Source organism: Acidisoma sibiricum (genome assembly GCF_057837225.1).
Genome location: NZ_CM174445.1, coordinates 2,634,914 through 2,653,060 on the forward strand (window position 1 = coordinate 2,634,914; position 18,147 = coordinate 2,653,060).

Genomic DNA, 18,147 nt, shown 5'->3' on the forward strand with positions numbered 1-18,147 from the left:
AAGCAGGTGAGGGCAGGCGGGTAATACCGAGATCGGTCATCGCCCGCTGTGCATATGGCGATAACTCTTGGGATGGGGAGAGGGCGCCGTCAATGCACGGAATTGCGCTCACTGACCGATCGGTCAGCGTGGCGGACGCGCACGGGCCCTGGGTGGCGCGGCGCGCGTGTAGACGCTGACGCTTTCGAGGCGGCTGGACCACAGGAACTGATCGACCGGCGCAGCCGAAACCAGGGCAAATCCGGCCCTGTGCAGCACGGCCGCGTCACGCGCCAGGGCCTGGGGATTGCAGCTGACATAGATAACGCGGGTGATGGTGGACGCCGCGATCGCCTCGATCTGCGGCAGCGCGCCACCAAAGGGCGGATCAAGCACGACGACCGCCGCATCCTTGAACTCGGTCGGCAGGAGCGGCTGGCGCATGAGGTCGCGCTTATGGGCCATGACCGGACCATGCAGCCCGGCGTCGCTGGCGCCCTTTTGCAAGGCGGTGACCGCCACCCCATCGCCCTCATAGGCGATGACGTGCGCGCGGCGGGCCAGAGCGAAGGTCAAGGTGCCACAGCCCGCATGCAGCTCGATGATGCGGTCACGGGGTTTGAGCTTGTCCGGCAGCCCGGCCAGAACGGCTGCGATGATGGCTGCCTCGCCGTCGGGCGTGGCCTGCAGGAAGCCACCGGGCGGCGGCGGCACGGCGACGCCCGACAAGGCGATGCGCACAGGCGACAGCTGGGCGGCGATCTCGACCACACCGTCCTTCAGGCCCCAGGCGATGCGGGGAATCTGGTGCTCGGCCGCAAAGGCCGCGATCAGCCGGCGGTCACCGGCGGTCAGCTCGGCATCGACCCGCAGCAGCAGGTCAAGACCGCTGTCGAGCGCGTTGATGATGCAGCTCGCATCGCGATGGATGGCCTCAAGCCGCGGCACGAGGTAGCGGAGTGCGGGGAGGATGGCGACGATCGCGGGGTCTGCGACGACGCAGGTCTCGATCGGCACGATCGTATCCGAGCGCACCTGATGGAAGCCGATGATGGCGATGCCGGCCTGTTTGCGGATGGCCAGATCGACCCGGCGGCGGCTGCCCGGCGCCGTGGTATGGATGGGTGTTACGGCGGGATTGTAGAATCCCGCATGTTCCAGCGCTTGCACCAGCGCCCCGGTCTTCCAGCGCGCGATCGCCTCGTCCTGCCAATGCTGCAGGGTGCAGCCGCCACAGATGCCGAAATGGGGGCAGGGAGGCTCGGCGCGCTCGGTACTGGGCTCCAGAATGGTTTCGGCGATGCCGGCAACGCCCTTGCCATGCCGCATCACCGGCCTGGCTTCGACGCTTTCGCCGGGGAGCGTAAAAGGCAGGAACAACGCGCGCCCGTCCGCCATGCGAGAGAGGCCGTCCCCATCCGCGCCGATGCCGTGAATGCGGGCGGTGAAGGTCGGCGCGTCCGAACCAATCGTCATGGCGTTATGTTCTAACTGAGAGGGTACAGGCGGCGGCAGACCCTGGGCGGCTCTACGCGCCATTCTCGGGCGCGTCGGTCCGCGCCACATCCTCGACAACGACGAAATCGGGCGCGTCGAGACTAGCGACACCCTGGCTGCGGCGCCGGCTGAGCATGAAGGCCGGAATGTCGTCGCCGAAGCCGACGACGGAGGGGCCAAGATCATTACCCCGATCGCGGCGGGGCGCAGCATCGCTGCGCTCATGACGGTCGGACTTGGCCCGCGGCTCGGCGGCGTGACGAGGCTCGGCCTGGCGCGGCTCGGCTTTCCGCGATTCAGGCTGGCGCGGTTCGGCCTGACGGGTCTCTGCCGGGACCTTATCAGCGACGGCCGCCTCTGGCACGGCTTCCGCAGCGGCGGGCTTTTCCTTCGTCCTCTGGCGCCCCTTCGGCGGCGCAGCCGCGGCCGCGTCAGCGGCAGGCTTGGCATCTTTGCCGCGACCGCGGCCACGACCGCGTCCACCCCGGTCGCCGCCTTCGGCCCATTCCAGCGCCGCGAAGCCTTCGACCTGAATATGCGGGATCGTCTTGCCGGTCAGCTTCTCGATCGCGGCGACCGCTTCCGCCTGAGCCGGAGTCGCGAAGGTAAAGGCGCGGCCTTCGCGGCCAGCGCGGCCGGTGCGGCCGATGCGATGGACATAGTCTTCGGAATGATGCGGCACATCGAAGTTGAAGACGTGGCTGAGGCCGCCAATGTCGATGCCGCGGGCGGCGACATCGCTGCAGACCAGCAGCCGCAGCTCATTGGCGCGGAACTTCTCAAGCGTCGTGAAGCGGGCGGATTGCGGCATGTCGCCATGCAGAGCGCCGACGCTGAAGCCATGGCGCTGCAGGGACTTGTAGAGGATGTCCACGTCGCGCTTGCGGTTGCAGAAGATGAGCGCGTTCTGCACTTCCTCGGACTTGATCAACTGGCGCAGGGCGCGCCGCTTGTCGGCCTCTTCGACGATGACCAGGCCGCTGGTAATGGTGGTCGCGACAGAGGCCGCGGCGGTCGTACGGATTTCTTTCGGATTCTGCAGGAAGGCATCGGCCAGCCGGCGGATCTCTTTCGCCATGGTCGCGCTGAACAGCAATGTCTGCCGGGTCGAGGGCAGCATGGCGACGATGCGTTCGACGTCGGGGATGAAGCCCATGTCCAGCATGCGGTCCGCCTCGTCGATGACGAGGATACGGGTATCGCTCAGCAGCAATCCGCCGCGCTCGAACATGTCGATCAGCCGGCCGGGGGTGGCGATCAGCACGTCCACGCCGCGCATGAGAACTTCCTTCTGATCGGACATGCTTTCGCCGCCGATGAGAAGCGCGTGGGTGAGCTTCAGATATTTGCCGTATTGAACGAAGTTCTCGGCGACCTGAAGGGCGAGTTCGCGGGTCGGTTCCAGGATCAGGCTGCGCGGCATGCGCGCCCGGGCGCGGGACCCGGAGAGGATTTCGCACATCGGCAGTGTAAAGCCTGCCGTTTTGCCGGTGCCGGTCTGGGCGACGCCCATGACGTCACGGCCCTGGAGGACGATCGGAATCGCCTGTTCCTGGATCGGCGTCGGGTGGATATAGCCCTTTTCGATGATGGCGCGGAGCAGATCGTCCGACAGGCCAAGATCGGCGAAGGTGGTGCGCGGCGCTGCTACGTCATCCGTGGCAGGCACGGTGTCTGCGGACACGGTGTCAGCCGGGGCAGGCGCCGCGGCATGGGTCGTGTCATCAGGGGCCGCGGCGGCCCCTTGGGTGTTTGCGTCGGTCGAAGGCGCTGCGTGAAGAGACAAAGAGGATCTGATCCTGTGGTGGTCTTGGGTCGTGATGGGACCGATGCCGGATATCCAGCGCCGATGATGTGATTACACGGAAAATCGCCGGAAGGCTCGAAAAAGCCACTGGCCGGTGCCAATCATCCGGTAACGTTGCAGCGCGGTATCGCTGGTCAGAGGCTAAAAAGTCAATGATTTTCCGGGCATAGCGGCCAGACGCGGCCTGGGGACCGCGGCGCGCGCGGCCTTTGGAGGTCCCGCCCGGAATCGAACCGGGATTCACGGATTTGCAGTCCGTTGCATCACCACTCTGCCACGGGACCATGGTGCGCCTGACGCGGCTTATCCATACACCGGTTCGGTTGGTCAAGCCCGCCTCTGCACGGTCAGGAATGGCCTGCCTGCTTGGCGCGTGCCCCGCGGCCCGCTATGTTGCCCGCCACGTAAGGCTTGGAGCGCGGTGGAGATTATGGCGAGCACGGCACTTTCTTTCTCAACGGCGCGGCAGTTCATGGTTGATAGCCAGCTTCGTCCCACAAGGGTGACCCATGCCGGTGTGCTGGATGCCATGCGCCGCATCCCGCGCGAACAGTTTTTGCCCGCCAATCTCGCGGCACTCGCCTATGCCGATCAGGATGTGGACCTCGGCGGCGGCCGGGTGCTGATGGCGCCCTTGGCCTTCGCCCGGCTGGCACAGTTGCTGGCCCCCGTGGACGGTGAGCGTATCCTCGTCATCGGGTCCGGGGTCGGCTATGGGGCCGCCGTTCTGGCGGCCTGCGGCGCCCGGGTCACGGCGCTCGATTCCGATGAGACATTGCTGGCGGCCGGGCGCGCCGCTCACCAGTCACTGGGTCTGAGCATCACCAGCCAGCTGGGCGACCCGGCGGCGGAGCTGCCGGGTGTCCAGGCCTGGGACGGGATTTTCATCGAGGGCATGGTCGCGGCCATTCCCGCGGGCTTGGCGCTGCATCTGCGGCCTGGTGCGGGCCGCCTGGTCACCGTGCGCGCGTCGCAATCGGTGCCCGGCGCCCTCTCCACCGGTGTCGCCGTCATCGGCGAGCGCCAGGGCGAGGCTCTGGCGCTGACCCCTGCTTTCGATTGCACAACGGCGCCATTGCCGGGCTTCGGGCGCGTGCCTGAATTTGAATTCTGAGCGCCGGCGCGGCAGCGGATGATGTGACTCATCACCCGGCTCGGGTTCGGATCTTTGCAAACCCGTGACGTTGGCCTTTGATCTTGCGGTAAAATGTCGCAAGGACGCTGGTCGTGCGGTCGCGTTTCAGGCATGTTGCCCCTGCCCAGGGGCTGGTCATCCTGCCCGCCTTGCCGTTTAGTCTAGAACGAGAGGCATCCTTGCTCTGGCAGGGTGGTGTCGAAGATTGGAATGGGGTTCATGGTTTCACGCATTAGCATTCTGATCGGTCTGGGCTTTCTTGCCACGGCGGTGCCGGCGGCAGCTCAGACCCTGGACCAGTCGCTGGCGGCGGCCTATGCCAATAACCCGACGCTGCAATCCGAGCGGGCGAATTTGCGGGCGACCGATGAAAACGTGCCGACGGCCCTCGCGGGCTGGCGCCCGACCGTCACGCTGCAGGGCACGGCCGGTTATATCCAGGGCAATGTCGTGGCCGGCGGCACATCCTCGCTGACCGGTGGATCGCAAAGCACGACGGTCACCGAAAATCGTGACGCCGCATCGCTCTCAGCCCAGATTACGGAAAATATCTATAATGGCGGGGGCACCAAGGCGACGGTCGCTCAGGCCAAGAACAAGGTCATGGCCGAACGCGCCAATCTGATCAATGTCGAGCAGACGGTCTTCGCCAACGTGGTGCAGTCCTATGTCACGGTGATCGAGGACCAGCAGTTGCTGGCGCTGTCCATCAACAACGCCCAGGTGCTCAAGGAACAGCTGAAGGCGACCCAGGACCGTTTTTCGGTCGGTGAAATCACCCGCACCGACGTCGCGCAAAGCGAGAGCGCCTTGGCCCAGGCCGAGGCGCAGGTGCAGACGGCACGTGGCAATCTGCAAACGGCGCGCGCGCAGTTTCGCGCTGTCGTGGGGCTGGAGCCGCAGCATCTGACGCCGCCGCAGCCGCTCGCTTTGCCTGTGCAAAACAAGCATCAGGTTGCGTCCTATGCCGCCGCCAATAATCCGCTGGTCGTGCAGGCGTTGTTCAGCCAGGCGGCGGCCTCCGACGGTGTTGATCTTGCCTGGAGCAAGCTGATGCCGCAGCTCTCGATCCAGGGCCAGCTCTACAAGCAGATCAATCAGTCCGAAGCAAACTACGTCTCCAATGGGGCTGAGATTTTGGCGTCGCTGACCGTCCCGCTGTATCAGGGCGGGTCGGAATATGCCGGCATCCGGCAGGCCGTGCAGGAGCGTGAATATTCCCGGCAGCAGGTCGATTTGCAGCGCCGCACGGCGATCCAGAACGCCGAGCAGTATTGGGAGACGCTGGTTGCCACGCGCGCGACGATCAGCAGCACGCGGGCGGAAATCGCCGCCAACGAAATTGCGCTGGACGGCACCGAGCGTGAAGCGATCGTTGGCAGCCGTACTACGCTGGATGTCCTGAACGCCCAGCAGCTGCTGTTGCAGTCCCAGGTCACGCTGGTGCAGAATCTCGCCAGCCTGGTCACCGCGTCCTACAATGTGGGCTCGGCGATGGGCCGCCTGACAGCGCGCGATATCGGGCTCAATGTGCCGCTGTATGACGACAATAACTATTATAACGCCGTCAAGAATGCCTGGGCCGGCACCGGCGATCCGACTGCCAATTCGGTGGGTGATGCCAATGGCAGCCCCTCGGACAACCTGAGCCACGATAACCAGTAACCGCCGCACACGGCACGCATTCGACGGGAAAGCCCATGACCGCTGCTGAGGACGAAGGCCCGCAGCCAGAACAATCGATGGACGACATCCTCGCCTCCATCCGGCGGATTATGCTGGATGAGCAAGCGCGGCTGAAGGATGCGGGCGGGGGAGATGGTCCGCGGGTGTCGTCCTTCGTTCTTCCCGCCGTGCCGGCCGAGGCAGTGGGCGAGTCTGAAAGCGTGCTGGTTCTGGACGACAGCATGGTGGTGCAACCGGCTGCCGCACCTGCCGCGACCCTTTTCGCGCCAGACCCTGTGGACGTTGTCGCCCACGAATCTGCTATCGACCATGCGCTTCCCGTGGAGCGAGACACCGAGGACAGGGCAGAGCAGACTGTTGGCAGTGAGACGGCCGCGACCCCGCTCATCACCGGTCTGACCGCCCAGGCGATCGAAGATATGTTGGCCCCGGCCGCCGCCGCCGCCGCCGCCGCATCGGTTGATGCGCTTCTGCGGAGGCTAGCCGAGGAGCGTCAGGCGCTGCTGCAGCCGGTCTCATCCTCACCGACTATGGAGGAATTTGTCCGCGCCGAGCTGCGTCCGCTGCTGAAATCCTGGCTGGATGAAAACCTGCCTGCCATCGTCGAACGCCTTGTCCGCGCTGAATTGGCCCGGCTGACGCTGCGCCACGGCGTCTGAGCCTATGAGCTAGCCGCTCAGCGACAGGGTCGTCGCTGGCGGAAAGGGCTTGATCCATGGCTCTCCGCTATCGACCACGATGACGGCGTCGCCGGCCAGCGGCGTCGGCGTCAAATAGCGGGAGAGCAGGGCGCGATAGCCGGCATCGGTCCGCGCCAGCTTTTCGATATCGGCGTCGATAATGCCGTGGCGATCCAGAAAGCGGTTCACCGCTTCGGGCACACGGATGCAGCCTTCGGAATCGGCCCGGCCCAGTCGCTGCGCGAGCACGGCCGGATCAGTCGCATGCATCTCAACCCGCACCTGCATGGTGGCGCCTGGCGTGCGCCAGTCATCGCTGGTCTGCCAGCCGAAATCCCACACCCGCATACCTTTCACGCCGAGGCCGCGGATATGGTTCTCGTTATAGGTGCCCTGCGCACGGTAGCCGAGTTCCGACCCGTCATTGAGCAATACGCCCACGGGTGTCTTGAAATGCTCCTTGCGGCCGGGCTTGCCGGTAGAGACCGACCGCGTGCCCAGAATCTGCCAGTCGCCATCGGGTTTCGCGAGCGCCAGGGACAGCGTCTGTCCCTTCAGCGCACGATCGACAATCAGAACGAGCTGCGGCCGGCGGATGATGAAGTTGCTGTCCTCAGCCATGGTTTTGGCCAGGCCGATAAGCTGATCCTGGCGCGTAGCAGACAGGGTGACGGCATGCGGCACCTCCGCGGCCAGGGCAGCCCTCACGAGCGCGGCATTCTCTGCGACCTGGGGCGGAGACAGCAGCTCTGTATCGGTCCCGGCAGACGGTTCTGTGTAACTGGCGTCATAGACACGGGCTCCGATCAGGGCCGGGCGCATGACATTGAAGGATTGCGCCGCGCCGCCCACGATCATGGGGGCTACGGGCGCGGCATTGGCGGCGGGTGGCGCAGGCTGAGCGGGGGCGACGACCGGGTTATGGGCTTTCAGATCACGGGGCCCAAAAATGTCATCCACGATGGTATTGGGCTCAGGCAGCGTGATCGCATCGGCGCAGCCCGACAGTCCGCCGATCAGCGCAATAGCAGCGGCGGACCGGCGCAGACGGGCGCGAAAAACCATGGCCATGACGCGCGAAGATCCTGTTGCAAGCGATTGTCCTGACAGGATGTAAGCATGGCCTTATTAATTGTTAGCAATGTTTCTGCGGCAAATTTAGATCGGTGCTCTCACGTTTTCGGGACTATGCATCGACAGCTCCGTCAGCGGCCAGCGCGGCTGCGGACGCTGATCAATCCCGTCCGTCGCGAGACCCGCGCGCAGCCGCTCCAGCGCCGCCCAGCCGATCATCACGGCGTTATCCCCGCAGTAGCGCAGCGGCGGCGCGACCATGGGAATGCCATGGCGCCCGGCGGTCTGCTGAAGGGCCGCGCGAATGGCGAGATTGGCGGCGACGCCGCCCGCCACCACGAGGGCCGTTGCCTGCGGCAGGGCCTTCAGCGCCTGGGCCGCGCGGTCTGCCAGCACATCGACCACCGCCGCCTGAAAGCTCGCGGCGATATCGGCCGCGGTTGCCGCCGCAATGGCGCCAGATGGCAGTGTGCCGACCGCCTGCGCGACAGCCGTTTTGAGGCCGGAAAAGCTGAAATCGCAGCCTGCACGTCCGGCCAGAGGCCGGGGAAAGGGGAAGGCGGTCGGATTGCCTTGTGCTGCCAGACGCTCGATGCCAGGGCCGCCGGGCAGGGGCAGGCCGAGCAGTTTTGCGACCTTGTCGAAGGCCTCGCCGACGGCGTCGTCGATGGTGCCGCCAAGCCGCCGGTAGCGGCCGACCCCTTCCACCGCGACGCATTGGCAGTGGCCACCGGACAGCAGAAGCAAGAGATAAGGGAAGGCAAGGCCCCCGGGCACCAGCCCTGGCAGACGAGCCGTTAGCGCATGGCCTTCCAGATGGTTCACGGCGATGAAGGGCCTGGCCGTCGCAAGCGCCAAGCCCTTGCCGAAACCGGCACCGACGAGCAGGCCGCCGATCAGCCCCGGGCCCGTGGTGGCGGCGATGGCGCTGAGATCCCCGCTGGAGAGCTGTGCCTGGGCCAACGCGTGTCCGACCAGCGCCGGCAGATGGAGAAGATGCGCGCGCGCGGCAATTTCCGGCACCACCCCGCCGAAGGCCGCGTGATCGGCGAATTGGCTCAGCACATGCTCGGTAATGACCCGGCCGTCGGCCGCCAGAATGGCGACCGCCGTCTCATCGCAGGAGCTTTCGATGGCCAGCAGCGGACCCGGATGCATCATAGCATTCGCGCTACGGTCAGGGCCGGTGTGCAGTGCAATAGTCTTTTCTTTGGACAAGTCTGGCATTACCACGCGCAAATGAGGTCTCCAGACGTTTTATCGCATGAACCGCGCGTAAAACCCCATCGCCGGACGCTGCCCCTGCGTGTCGGTACACGCGGATCTCCGCTCGCTTTGGCGCAGACGCGGGCTTTCCAGGTGCAGCTGAGCCGCTTCTGTCCGGTGCTCGACTCCTTGAATGTCTTTGAGGAGCATATCATCACCACCACAGGCGACCGCATTCTGGATAAGCGGCTGACAGATATTGGTGGCAAGGGACTGTTTTCAAAAGAAATTCATGAGGCACTCAGCGACGGTCGCATCGATTTCGCCGTGCATAGCCTGAAGGATCTGGAAACCGACCTGCCACCGGGTATCGTACTGGCCTGCACGCTGAAGCGGGAGGATGCGCGCGACGTGCTGATCCTGAACGATAGTGTGGAACGGCCCGATCCGCTGGACCCGTTTGCCACACTGCCGGCGGGCGCGATCATCGGCTCGGCTTCCGTCCGCCGTCAGGCGCAGCTGCTGCATGCCCGGCCGGATCTGACGGTCCGTACTATCCGCGGCAATGTGCAGACGCGCCTCGGCCGGGTGAAATCGGGCGAGTTTGACGGCAGTCTGCTAGCGCTGGCGGGTTTGCGCCGTCTGGGCCTGGCTCATGAGGCAGCGGTGGTGATCGAGCCGGAAATCATGGTGCCGGCCGCGGGCCAAGGCATCGTCGGCGTCACCGTGCGGGAAGACGATCTTGAATTGCGCGAATTGCTGGCAGCGATAGAAGACCCCGATGCCCGCGCCGTGTCGTCGGCCGAACGCGGCTTGCTGGCAGCGCTGGACGGGTCCTGCCGCACGCCGATCGGCGGCTATGCGCGGCTGTGCAACGGGGTGCTGCATCTGACCGGCCTGGTGGCACGGGAAGACGGGTCTTTCCTGCTGCGCGCCGAGGCGCATGGCCATCCGCGCCAGGCGGAGGCGCTGGGCCGCAGTCTGGGCGCAGAGCTACGCCGCCAGTCCCCCTCTGATATTTTCCTCGACTAAGGCATAGCACGCCCATGCCCGTCCCGATCCTCGTGACGCGGCCGCAGCCTGGCGCCACGGCGACCGCCAAACGCCTGGCACATCTTGGCTTTCAGCCGATCGTGTCGCCCTTGCTGCGCGTGGAAACCTTTGTGCGAACCCTGCCGGCGCCGGAAAGCCTGCGCGGCGTTTTGGTGGCCAGCCAGCAGGCCCTGCCGGCTCTGCCAGCGCTCTATCACGCCCTGCCGCTTTATGCGGTGGGGGATGCGACCGCCGCCGCCGCCCGCGCCCAGGGGTTCACCCAGGTTGAGAGCGCTGGCGGCAAAGCTGAGGATCTTGCAGCATTCATCATCCGGGACTTGCCGCGGGATGGCCTGCCGCTTCTGCTGGCCACGGGCGCCAATCAGGGGGAACGGTTAAAGACGATTCTCCAAGCCTTTGGTTTTGCAGTATTAAAAGAAGAAGTCTACGCGGCGCATTCTGTGGTCGCGCTGCCGCCGGCGGCAGCCAGTCTGCTCGCCTCCGGCGCGGACGGCTGGGTCTTGCTCTTTTCGCGCGAGACCGCACTTTGCTTTCAGCGCGTCTGCATCGCGGCGAGGCTGACCGAGGAACTTCGGCGGTTCAAGCTGGCAGCGATCAGTTCGGTCGTCGCGGATGCGGTCAAAGGCTTGCCCTGGGCGGCGATCCATGTGGCAATGCAACCCACTGAGAAAGCGGTATTGGCCCTTCTGAATGACTGACGAGACCGAAATCACCCCGCGGCCCGAAACCGGCCCGTCTGACACCCTGCCGCAAGCGGCCAGGCCCGTCGGCGAGACAGTCCCGCCGTCTCAGCCCGCGCGGGCTGATGACCGCCAGCGGCTGCTGCCGCTGCTGACTTTGGCGGGCTTTGTCATCCTGGCCGGTGGCATAGCGTATCTGTGGACGCGGCCTTTGCCCATGCCCGCGATGCCGCCGATCCCGCCCGATCAGAGCGGCGTGGTCGCGGCGCTCAAATCCGAAGTCTCCTCGGTCCAATCGGCCCTTTATGCGCTCGACACGCGGGAGCGCGCCGATGTGGCCGCCCTGCATGAGGCGATCGCGAACCTGCCAGCCAATTCGTGGGGCGGCGGCGGCCAGGCGGCCGCGGCTGCCCCGGCGCTGTCCGCGCCCTCCGTCCAGCCTGTGGCGGGGACGGATGACGCGATCGCGGCGCTCAAATCCCAGCTCGCTCAATTGCAGGCGGCGCAGACACAGGCCGCGCAGACCATGCCCTCGGCATCCGCGGTGGCGACACTCTCGTCCCGGCTCGATTCCGTCGCGCAGAAGCAAGGGTCGGATGCCGATGCCCTGCGCCAGCAGCTGGACGGGCTGAAAAGCCAGATCGGCGCCTTGGATACCCAGGCGCAATCCTTGACCCAAAGCACAAAGTCACTGCCCCAGCTGTCAGCTCAGTCCGACCGCCTCACACGGCTGCTGCGGGTCGAGGCCGCGCTGAGCGCCGGGGCACCGCTTGGTGACATCCCGAACGCGCCCGCCGCCCTGTCGCGCTTCGCGACTGCCGCGCCGCCGACGGAAGCGGCGCTGGTTCTGTCATACCCGGATGCCGCCCAGGCGGCAGCGAAGGCGGGGGGACCTGCCATCGACAATCGCGGCTTCTGGCGGAATATCTGGCTGCGCGTGCAGACTCTGGTGACCGTGCGGCAGGGTGACCGCGTGCTGGTGGGTGACCCGACCGCCGGCGTGCTTGCCCATGCCCAGCGCCTGCTGGTGGCGGGTGATCTGCCGGGAGCCGTGACGGTGCTGAAGACCTTGCAGGGACCGGCTGCTGCCGCGATGGCGGATTGGATCGCGCAGGCGCAATCGCTGATCGATGCGCGTCAGGCCCTGGCGCAGATGGCGGCCGGCTGATGCGCCGCGTTATCGGCTTTCTCCTGCTGGCAGTCATTCTTCTGGCCGTGGCCTTTGGCCTGGGCACCCTGCCGGGTGACATTACGGCGACCATCGGCACATTCACCTTCGCGGCGTCGGTGCCCATCGTGCTGCTGGCGGCGTTGGTCCTGTTCGGTCTGCTGTATGGCGTCATCCGTCTGCTGGCGACGATCGTCTCCGCCCCCGGCCGATTTGGGCGCGGACGCCATCAGCGTCAGTTGCGCCAGGGCGACCGCGCGGTGACCCGCGCTTTCGCCGCGCTGGCCGCTGCCGACCCCAAGGCCGCCCAGCGCGAGGCCGAGCGCGCGCTGCGTCTGCTGCCGCAATCCTCCATGGCGTTGCTGATTTCGGCCGAGGCCGCGCGGCTGTCGGGCAAGCCGGAGGTCGCGGACGCGAGCTACCGGCGCCTGGCGGAGCAATCCGATTCAGCCTTTCTCGGCCTGCGCGGGCTGTTGCGCCAGGCGCTGGATGCCCAAGACTGGACGCTGGCTGCCGACCTCGCGCGCCGCGCCGAACTCACCCATCCTGGCGCACCCTGGCTGCGCGCGGAACGGGCGCGCCTGGCGCTCCGCACCGGCGCCTGGGCCGAGGCTTTGGCGCTGGCGGGCCCGGAAGCGCCGCGTGCCGTGATTGCGACCGCCGCGGCCGATGCCTCCGGCGACCCCGCCCAGGCACTGCGCCTGGCGCGCGACGCCTTTGCGGCCGACCCGAGCCTGGCGCCGGCGGCCATCGCCTATGCCAGCCGGCTGCGGGCGGCGAGTGAGAAGCGGAAAGCCGACGGCATTATTGAGAAGGCCTGGACGCGCGGACCGCACCCGGATCTGGCGGCCTTCTATCTGGAGACCGAGCGTGATCCGATGGCCCGATTGAGGGCCGCCGATAAGCTGGCCAAGTGCAACCCGGAGCATGGCGAAAGCCATTTTCTCCTGGCCCAGGCGGCGCTTGCCGCGAAGCTGACCGGGCAGGCGCGGCGGGAAGCCCAGGCGGCCGTCGCGGCGGGGCTGGATCAGCGGCGCGTCTGGGTGCTGCTCGCCGATATCGAGGAGGCGGACGCCGCCGCGGGCGGCGGTGAGGCGGCGACCTTCGCGGCCCATGAGGCATTGCGGCGCAGCCAGACGGCGGCACCCGATCCGCGCTGGCGCTGCGCCTCCTGTTCGGCCGAGCAGGAGGCATGGCATCCTGCCTGCCCGGTCTGCGGCACGGTGGGGCAGGTTTCCTGGACCAATGCGACCATCGCTGCGGCGCGGGCGAGCGCGCCTGTGGTGACGCTGCTGCCCGGCGCGGACTAGGCCGAGACGTCAGGCGTGGAGGCCGAACAGGCCGTTATCGCCGAGCGGCGCGGTTGAGGCGTGATGCAGATCCGGCCAGAAGCCGACCGGCCGCTGTGACTCCGCGCCGAATGGATCGGACGTGGCACCCGTAACCGGGACCGTCCCCCGCAGCATACCCGTCGTGACGGTCCATTGCGTCCGCACCATGTCTCCGCTGGTCGCAGCGCCGGCCCATTCGCGCTGCAGGCCCGCGAGGATGGTCTGGCGGCCCGCGCCCGCGCCGCTGGTGGCTGCCGGCTGCTTGATAAAGAGCGAAAAAACCTCCGACGCGCTTTGTCCGCCTGGATTGGTGGCGGTGACTTTCAGGCTGAGCGTCTGCGGCGTGATCGGCGCGGTGCCGCTGAACCGGTCGGTGGCGGCATTGAACTTGAGCCAGCTCGGCAGGGCCGCGCCGGAGGCAAGGGTCGCGGTCTCGGTCAGGGCGGCGCCGGTGGGGTCTCGGAAGACGCCGATTGTGGAAAAGGTGACGGCCTGTCCCGCAGAGACGGTGAGCGCCGGCGTCTGGGCGACGAGGGTCGGGGGTGCGGCTACTTTGGCAGCGCTGACCGTCAGCGTGGTGCTGGTCCAATCGCCCCAATAGCCGCCCGCATTCAGTGCCCGCAGATAGAGCGTATCCGTGCCCGCCGTGGTGCCGGCGAGGAGGCCCAGCGCCGAAAGGCTTGAGACGGTGGCGCAGGCGGTGGCGGACGTATCCGTGGTGCAGGCAATGCCGTTGACGACCAGGCTGTCGGCCGCCGTCGTCTCATAGGCCTGATACGCCGTGACGGCAGTGCCGGCCCAGTCACTGGCTGAGAAGAGACCCGCAAAAGCGACGCTTGCGCTCGCCGCCACCGTCTGCGTTGCGGAGACGACGGTGATAGTTGGCGTATCAAGACGGTAGATGACGACATTGGCCGGGCTGGCGCCCGGGAATTCCTGCGAGACGCTGTGGGCCGGGGCGATCGTCAGATCGTTGCCGGTGCTGTCATTCACATAATTGCTGCCGTAGTCAATGTTGTCGACCAGCTGCGCACTCGTCCCCGCGCCGGAGACGACGGTGGTGATATGGCCCGATCCGCTGGCCGTAATGAGGGCCACCTGGTCGCCCGCCCGCACCAGGGACTGCCAGTTGGCATTCGCCGAGACCGGACCGTTATAGGCGACCTTCCACTCGCCGCCCGGCTGGCCGGGAATCGCCGCGAAGGAGCTGGAGACCGGGAGTGCGGCGCCGGCCTCGGCATCGATCGTGCTGGCCAAGACCCAGCATCCGTCAATGTTCCAGGTGGCGCCGATGAATTTCATCGCCGTGGCGCAGATCGAATTCGGCGTGGCCTGGATCGGCTGCGTGGCGGGTGAGGGCGCGCCCACGCTTTGCGTCGCGAAACTCGCGGTGCCGAGATAGGCAAACGGCGCAGAGGCCGTGTCCGACAGCTGGCACATGCTGCCGGCGTCGCTGAGATAGGCGCCGTAGGCGGTGACGGCGGTCTGGCTATTGGTGCCGTAGACGCTGAGATCGGCCAGTTCATTGGGACTGGCGGAGGTATTCATCGTCAGATTGAGCAGGTTGCCATAGGTGGCATTGACGTAACTGCCGGTCGCCGCGTTCCAGGTGAAGACGATGCCGAGGCCACGTCCATCATCATTTCCCTGGGTAAAGCGGGCGACCGCATTATTCCCGGCCAGCGTACCCAGCTTGCCGGTGCTGGATGCCGTATATTCGTTGCGGTCCAGCCCGTTGATGATGAGGTAGGTCGGATCTTTGCCGTCATTGGTGACGGACAGGACGGTCGACAGCGCCACGCTTTGCGCGCCGGACGACGCGAAGGCGGTTTTGGTCAGAGTGACGGTCATGACGGATGCTCGCGTGACATGCGGACAGGAATCGCAGAGGCCCGGCGTCATCACGGGGCCGTGATAACGCCGGGCCGGTCACCTAGCATCGGAAAGATTAAGGGCCGTTTATTGGCCCGTTGCGATCATGGCGGGGGAGGCATGCGGCAGCAGACGCACGTTCACCGCTTGATGATGACGTAGGTCTTGCGGACGGTCTCCTGGATATCCCAGACGCCGGTAGTGTTTTCCGACATCATGAAGGCGTCGCCGGCCTTGAAGGCAATAGGCGCGCCGCCCGTCGGCGTGAAGGTGCCGGCGCCCGCAATGAAATGGCAGAATTCCTGATCCTTGACGGCACGGTGCCAGCGGCCGGGCGTGCATTCCCAGATGCCGGTTTCGACCGCATCGGCGCGGTCCCATTCCTTGTAGCTGACATGGGCCACGGGTTCGCCGACCGGTGAACCCACCGGGCTTGGCGTGCTGAGCGTCTCCGCGAGGGCGCTTTTGATATGGCTGATGGTCATGGTCTTCCTTTCGGGTGCGGCGAGGGTCAGCCGATTTTCCAGGTCATGAGCGCTTCCATGCGCTCGGCCAGGGTCTGGGCCATGCGACGGCGCCAGGGCGGCGTTCGCGGATTGGCGAGCACGCTGTCTTCGTGGCCGAAGCTGCGGACGATGGCATTGTAGCCGAGCCAGCGCAGCGGCTCGGGCTCCCAGGCTGTCAGGGCCTGCGCCACGGGCCGGTGCTGGATGACCCAGGGCTGGCGCGTTTCCAGCGTGTCGCGGCCGAGGATGAGGTCGGCCAGCGTGCGGCCGGCCAGATTGGTGGCGCCCACGCCTTCGCCGCCATAGCCGCCGGCGAGCGCGATGCGGTTGTGCCGGTCTGCCAGCATATGCGCCTGAAACCGCCGCCCCATGCCCAGATTGCCGCCCCAGCTATGGGTGATGCGGACATCGCGGAGTTCCGGGAAAAGATCGGCAAACAAACCGCGCCTGAGGGCGATCTCGGCCTCTGTCAGGGTGAAATCCTGGCGGATGCGGCCGCCGAAGCGGTAGCCGCCGCGGGCGCCGAAGACCAGCCGGTTGTCCCGCGTGCGCTGGCCGTAGGTGACCTGCCGGCTGTATTCGCCAAAAGCCTGGCCCTGATCGAGGCCTATCCTGTCCCAGACCGACGACGGCAGCGGTTCGGTCGCGACCAGGAGGCTATGGACCGGCAGCTGGTAGCGCCCGAGGGATGCACCGCCCAGCGGCGGCAATGTGCCGGCGAAGCTTTCGACCGCCGGCACGATCCAGTCAGCCTTGACCTGTCCGCCCGCAGTGCGAAGCAGGCCCGGCTGCCAGTCCGTGACGGCGCTCTTTTCGTAGATCGGGACGCCCAGACGTTCGACCGCGCGGGCGAGGCCGCGGGCGAGTTTTGCTGGCTGGATGGTCGCGCAATGGGGGGAAAAGAGTCCACCCAGGGCACCCGCAATCCGCACGTGGGACGCGAGTTCGGCCGGAGACAGCCAGCGATAGTCGGCGTCCGTCAGGCCTTCATGATGCAGGCTGCTGAGATAGGCGCGGAGGCGGGTTTCCTGTTCGGGGTAGCGCGCGGCGCAATAGAGCATGCCCGCCTGCCGGAAGTCGCAATCGATGCCTTCGGCCGCGGTAACGCGCGCCACTTCATCGGGGATCGCGTGCAGCAGGGACCAGCTTTCCCGGCGGCGGGGTTCGGCCAGACCGCCCACCAGGCGATCTTCGCCGAGCAGGCCGCCGATGACCCAGCCGCCATTGCGCGACGAGGCGCCGAAGCCTGCGGTCTGGGCTTCCAGCACGGCGATGCGCAGGCTGGGTGCGCGGGTCTTGAGGTAATAGGCGGTCCAGAGGCCGGTATAGCCGGCCCCGATGATCGCAACATCGACTGTGATTTCAGCCGCGAGCGCCGGGCGCGCGGCAAAGGCGTCATCGAGTTGGGATGTCCAAAGGCTGATGTTTTTCCAGTCCGCCACCGACGTCTTCCCCGCTGCGCCCCCGCGTATCGATCGACGTTTTAGCGCCCGGCCGCCGGCCTGTCGTCGCAGCGTGCCCGGAGGGATATCCGCTCCCACTGTTCACGAAGGCGTTATATGGCCGCAAGTCGTGTCGTTGATGCTCTTTCACAAATCCGTCGCACCCTCACGTTTTCGCAGAACCGTGATTTACTCCTCTGCCTGTTCAGATCCACGGAGTACGTGTGCAATGATCCCATCATTCTCAGCAGCCTGCTGTGCGCTTGCCCTTGGTGCCTTCGGCCTTGCGGGGTCACCCAGCCTGGCCGCCGCCCAGACGGGCGTCAATGCTCCCGCAGGTGCGGCGCTGAAACCCTACCGGAAGATTCTGGAAAGCATGGGTTACGTGACGCATCTCTCGCCGACGGGTGGGCATTTCTATATCGAAGTCCACGGATATTATGACTACACGATCGATTTTGCCCAGTCAGAAGATAAGACCTATCTGTGGGTCTATACGCTGGTCTACGAATATACCGCGGCGCAGATGGCGCAGGTGAATATGCAGAAGCTTTTGGAAGAAAACGATTCGGTGCCGGAATTCTTCTCGCTGCACCCGGAAGATGGCGACAAGACCGAATTGTTCATGCAAATTGCCTTGCCTGGCGCGAGCGTCAACGCGAAGTCCATCCGCCAGGTGATCGACAGTATCGACAAAAACCTCGATGCGGATGATGCGACCTGGAACCCGGATCGATGGAAAAAGGCGCCAGCCGCGGGCGGGGATACACCGGCGCCACACTCTGCGCCGCAATCATCGCCCGCGCCGGGCTCAGGCGGCGCGGATGCCAAGCAGGTGCCGATCTGACAGCAGGCGGTGGACGGTGGATTTGCGTGAACTTCGGTGGGAATTGATAGTCCCAGACCGTCATGCCCGCGCAAGCGGGCGTCTCCTGATGGCGAAGCGCCATTTTCGGCGAGGTGCCGCTCGTGACGTGCAACACGATACCCGCTGTCGCGGGTATGACGGATTAAACTGCGGGCCTGAGAGT

General features: G+C 66.2%; 15 protein-coding genes and 1 tRNA gene. 8 read left to right on the top strand and 8 right to left on the bottom strand.

The window, feature by feature from the left end; genetic code table 11:
- Positions 1-123 precede the first annotated feature (123 nt).
- From AC3G7M_RS12570 to AC3G7M_RS12580, 3 genes are all read right to left on the bottom strand, one after another.
- Positions 124-1,455: a class I SAM-dependent RNA methyltransferase gene (locus tag AC3G7M_RS12570; RefSeq protein ID WP_489212359.1), complete on the bottom strand. Its 1,332-nt coding sequence runs from the start codon at positions 1,453-1,455 to the stop codon at positions 124-126.
- Positions 1,456-1,507: 52 nt separating this feature from the next.
- On the bottom strand, positions 1,508-3,262 hold the full coding sequence (locus AC3G7M_RS12575) for a DEAD/DEAH box helicase (protein WP_489212360.1): 1,755 nt from the start codon (positions 3,260-3,262) through the stop codon (positions 1,508-1,510).
- Between the two features lie 231 nt (positions 3,263-3,493).
- Positions 3,494-3,567: transfer RNA gene (locus tag AC3G7M_RS12580), tRNA-Cys, on the bottom strand.
- 188 nt (positions 3,568-3,755) lie between these two features.
- Between AC3G7M_RS12580 and AC3G7M_RS12585 the strand changes: the two genes are divergently transcribed.
- From AC3G7M_RS12585 to AC3G7M_RS12595, 3 genes are all read left to right on the top strand, one after another.
- Positions 3,756-4,397: a protein-L-isoaspartate O-methyltransferase family protein gene (locus AC3G7M_RS12585; RefSeq protein ID WP_489212362.1), complete on the top strand. Its 642-nt coding sequence runs from the start codon at positions 3,756-3,758 to the stop codon at positions 4,395-4,397.
- A 240-nt stretch (positions 4,398-4,637) separates the two neighbouring features.
- The gene (locus AC3G7M_RS12590) at positions 4,638-6,083 is read left to right on the top strand and encodes a TolC family outer membrane protein (RefSeq protein ID WP_489212363.1); all 1,446 of its coding nucleotides are present in this window, start codon (positions 4,638-4,640) and stop codon (positions 6,081-6,083) included.
- A 35-nt stretch (positions 6,084-6,118) separates the two neighbouring features.
- A complete protein-coding gene (locus AC3G7M_RS12595; protein ID WP_489212364.1) occupies positions 6,119-6,763 on the top strand; it encodes a DUF2497 domain-containing protein in 645 nt (214 codons plus the stop codon).
- Positions 6,764-6,772: 9 nt separating this feature from the next.
- Here AC3G7M_RS12595 and AC3G7M_RS12600 read toward each other — a convergent pair whose 3' ends face one another.
- Both AC3G7M_RS12600 and tsaD read right to left on the bottom strand, forming a co-directional pair.
- A complete protein-coding gene (locus tag AC3G7M_RS12600) occupies positions 6,773-7,855 on the bottom strand; it encodes a L,D-transpeptidase (protein ID WP_489212365.1) in 1,083 nt (360 codons plus the stop codon).
- An 87-nt stretch (positions 7,856-7,942) separates the two neighbouring features.
- A complete protein-coding gene (gene tsaD / locus AC3G7M_RS12605) occupies positions 7,943-9,016 on the bottom strand; it encodes a tRNA (adenosine(37)-N6)-threonylcarbamoyltransferase complex transferase subunit TsaD (protein ID WP_489216044.1) in 1,074 nt (357 codons plus the stop codon).
- An 81-nt stretch (positions 9,017-9,097) separates the two neighbouring features.
- Between tsaD and hemC the strand changes: the two genes are divergently transcribed.
- The 4 genes from hemC to AC3G7M_RS12625 are packed head-to-tail and all read left to right on the top strand — an operon-like array spanning position 9,098 to position 13,275.
- Positions 9,098-10,096: a hydroxymethylbilane synthase gene (hemC, locus tag AC3G7M_RS12610; protein ID WP_489212366.1), complete on the top strand. Its 999-nt coding sequence runs from the start codon at positions 9,098-9,100 to the stop codon at positions 10,094-10,096.
- A 14-nt stretch (positions 10,097-10,110) separates the two neighbouring features.
- Positions 10,111-10,815 carry a uroporphyrinogen-III synthase gene (locus AC3G7M_RS12615; RefSeq protein WP_489212368.1) on the top strand — a complete coding sequence of 235 codons (705 nt, stop codon included), beginning with the start codon at positions 10,111-10,113 and terminating at the stop codon, positions 10,813-10,815.
- A complete protein-coding gene (locus AC3G7M_RS12620; protein ID WP_489212370.1) occupies positions 10,808-11,965 on the top strand; it encodes a mitofilin family membrane protein in 1,158 nt (385 codons plus the stop codon). The genes AC3G7M_RS12615 and AC3G7M_RS12620 overlap by 8 nt, the downstream gene beginning before the upstream one ends.
- A complete protein-coding gene (locus AC3G7M_RS12625; protein WP_489212372.1) occupies positions 11,965-13,275 on the top strand; it encodes a heme biosynthesis HemY N-terminal domain-containing protein in 1,311 nt (436 codons plus the stop codon). Before AC3G7M_RS12620 ends, AC3G7M_RS12625 begins: the two co-directional genes overlap by 1 nt.
- A gap of 9 nt (positions 13,276-13,284) precedes the next feature.
- On the opposite strand, the gene AC3G7M_RS12630 is transcribed toward AC3G7M_RS12625, so the two are convergent.
- From AC3G7M_RS12630 to AC3G7M_RS12640, 3 genes are all read right to left on the bottom strand, one after another.
- On the bottom strand, positions 13,285-15,147 hold the full coding sequence (locus AC3G7M_RS12630) for a putative Ig domain-containing protein (protein WP_489212373.1): 1,863 nt from the start codon (positions 15,145-15,147) through the stop codon (positions 13,285-13,287).
- A 161-nt stretch (positions 15,148-15,308) separates the two neighbouring features.
- Entirely contained in the window at positions 15,309-15,653 is a 345-nt protein-coding gene (locus tag AC3G7M_RS12635; RefSeq protein WP_489212374.1) for a cupin domain-containing protein, read from the bottom strand.
- A 26-nt stretch (positions 15,654-15,679) separates the two neighbouring features.
- Entirely contained in the window at positions 15,680-17,116 is a 1,437-nt protein-coding gene (locus tag AC3G7M_RS12640) for an NAD(P)/FAD-dependent oxidoreductase (protein ID WP_489212375.1), read from the bottom strand.
- Positions 17,117-17,345: 229 nt separating this feature from the next.
- On the opposite strand from AC3G7M_RS12640, the gene AC3G7M_RS12645 reads away from it, so the two are divergent.
- Positions 17,346-17,963, top strand: a complete 618-nt coding sequence (locus AC3G7M_RS12645) for a hypothetical protein (RefSeq protein ID WP_489212376.1) — start codon at positions 17,346-17,348, stop codon at positions 17,961-17,963.
- Positions 17,964-18,147: the final 184 nt, after the last annotated feature.

What these genes read in the sequence shown, in the direction of transcription:
- AC3G7M_RS12635 (WP_489212374.1), bottom strand. Translation starts at nt 15,653, where the DNA reads ATGACCATCAGCCATATCAAAAGCGCCCTCGCGGAGACGCTCAGCACG.
- tsaD (WP_489216044.1), bottom strand. Translation starts at nt 9,016, where the DNA reads ATGCATCCGGGTCCGCTGCTGGCCATCGAAAGCTCCTGCGATGAGACG.
- AC3G7M_RS12595 (WP_489212364.1), top strand. Translation starts at nt 6,119, where the DNA reads ATGACCGCTGCTGAGGACGAAGGCCCGCAGCCAGAACAATCGATGGAC.
- AC3G7M_RS12625 (WP_489212372.1), top strand. Translation starts at nt 11,965, where the DNA reads ATGCGCCGCGTTATCGGCTTTCTCCTGCTGGCAGTCATTCTTCTGGCC.
- AC3G7M_RS12615 (WP_489212368.1), top strand. Translation starts at nt 10,111, where the DNA reads ATGCCCGTCCCGATCCTCGTGACGCGGCCGCAGCCTGGCGCCACGGCG.
- AC3G7M_RS12570 (WP_489212359.1), bottom strand. Translation starts at nt 1,455, where the DNA reads ATGACGATTGGTTCGGACGCGCCGACCTTCACCGCCCGCATTCACGGC.
- AC3G7M_RS12630 (WP_489212373.1), bottom strand. Translation starts at nt 15,147, where the DNA reads ATGACCGTCACTCTGACCAAAACCGCCTTCGCGTCGTCCGGCGCGCAA.
- AC3G7M_RS12590 (WP_489212363.1), top strand. Translation starts at nt 4,638, where the DNA reads ATGGTTTCACGCATTAGCATTCTGATCGGTCTGGGCTTTCTTGCCACG.
- AC3G7M_RS12600 (WP_489212365.1), bottom strand. Translation starts at nt 7,855, where the DNA reads ATGGCCATGGTTTTTCGCGCCCGTCTGCGCCGGTCCGCCGCTGCTATT.
- AC3G7M_RS12620 (WP_489212370.1), top strand. Translation starts at nt 10,808, where the DNA reads ATGACTGACGAGACCGAAATCACCCCGCGGCCCGAAACCGGCCCGTCT.
- AC3G7M_RS12585 (WP_489212362.1), top strand. Translation starts at nt 3,756, where the DNA reads ATGGTTGATAGCCAGCTTCGTCCCACAAGGGTGACCCATGCCGGTGTG.
- AC3G7M_RS12645 (WP_489212376.1), top strand. Translation starts at nt 17,346, where the DNA reads ATGATCCCATCATTCTCAGCAGCCTGCTGTGCGCTTGCCCTTGGTGCC.
- hemC (WP_489212366.1), top strand. Translation starts at nt 9,098, where the DNA reads ATGAGGTCTCCAGACGTTTTATCGCATGAACCGCGCGTAAAACCCCAT.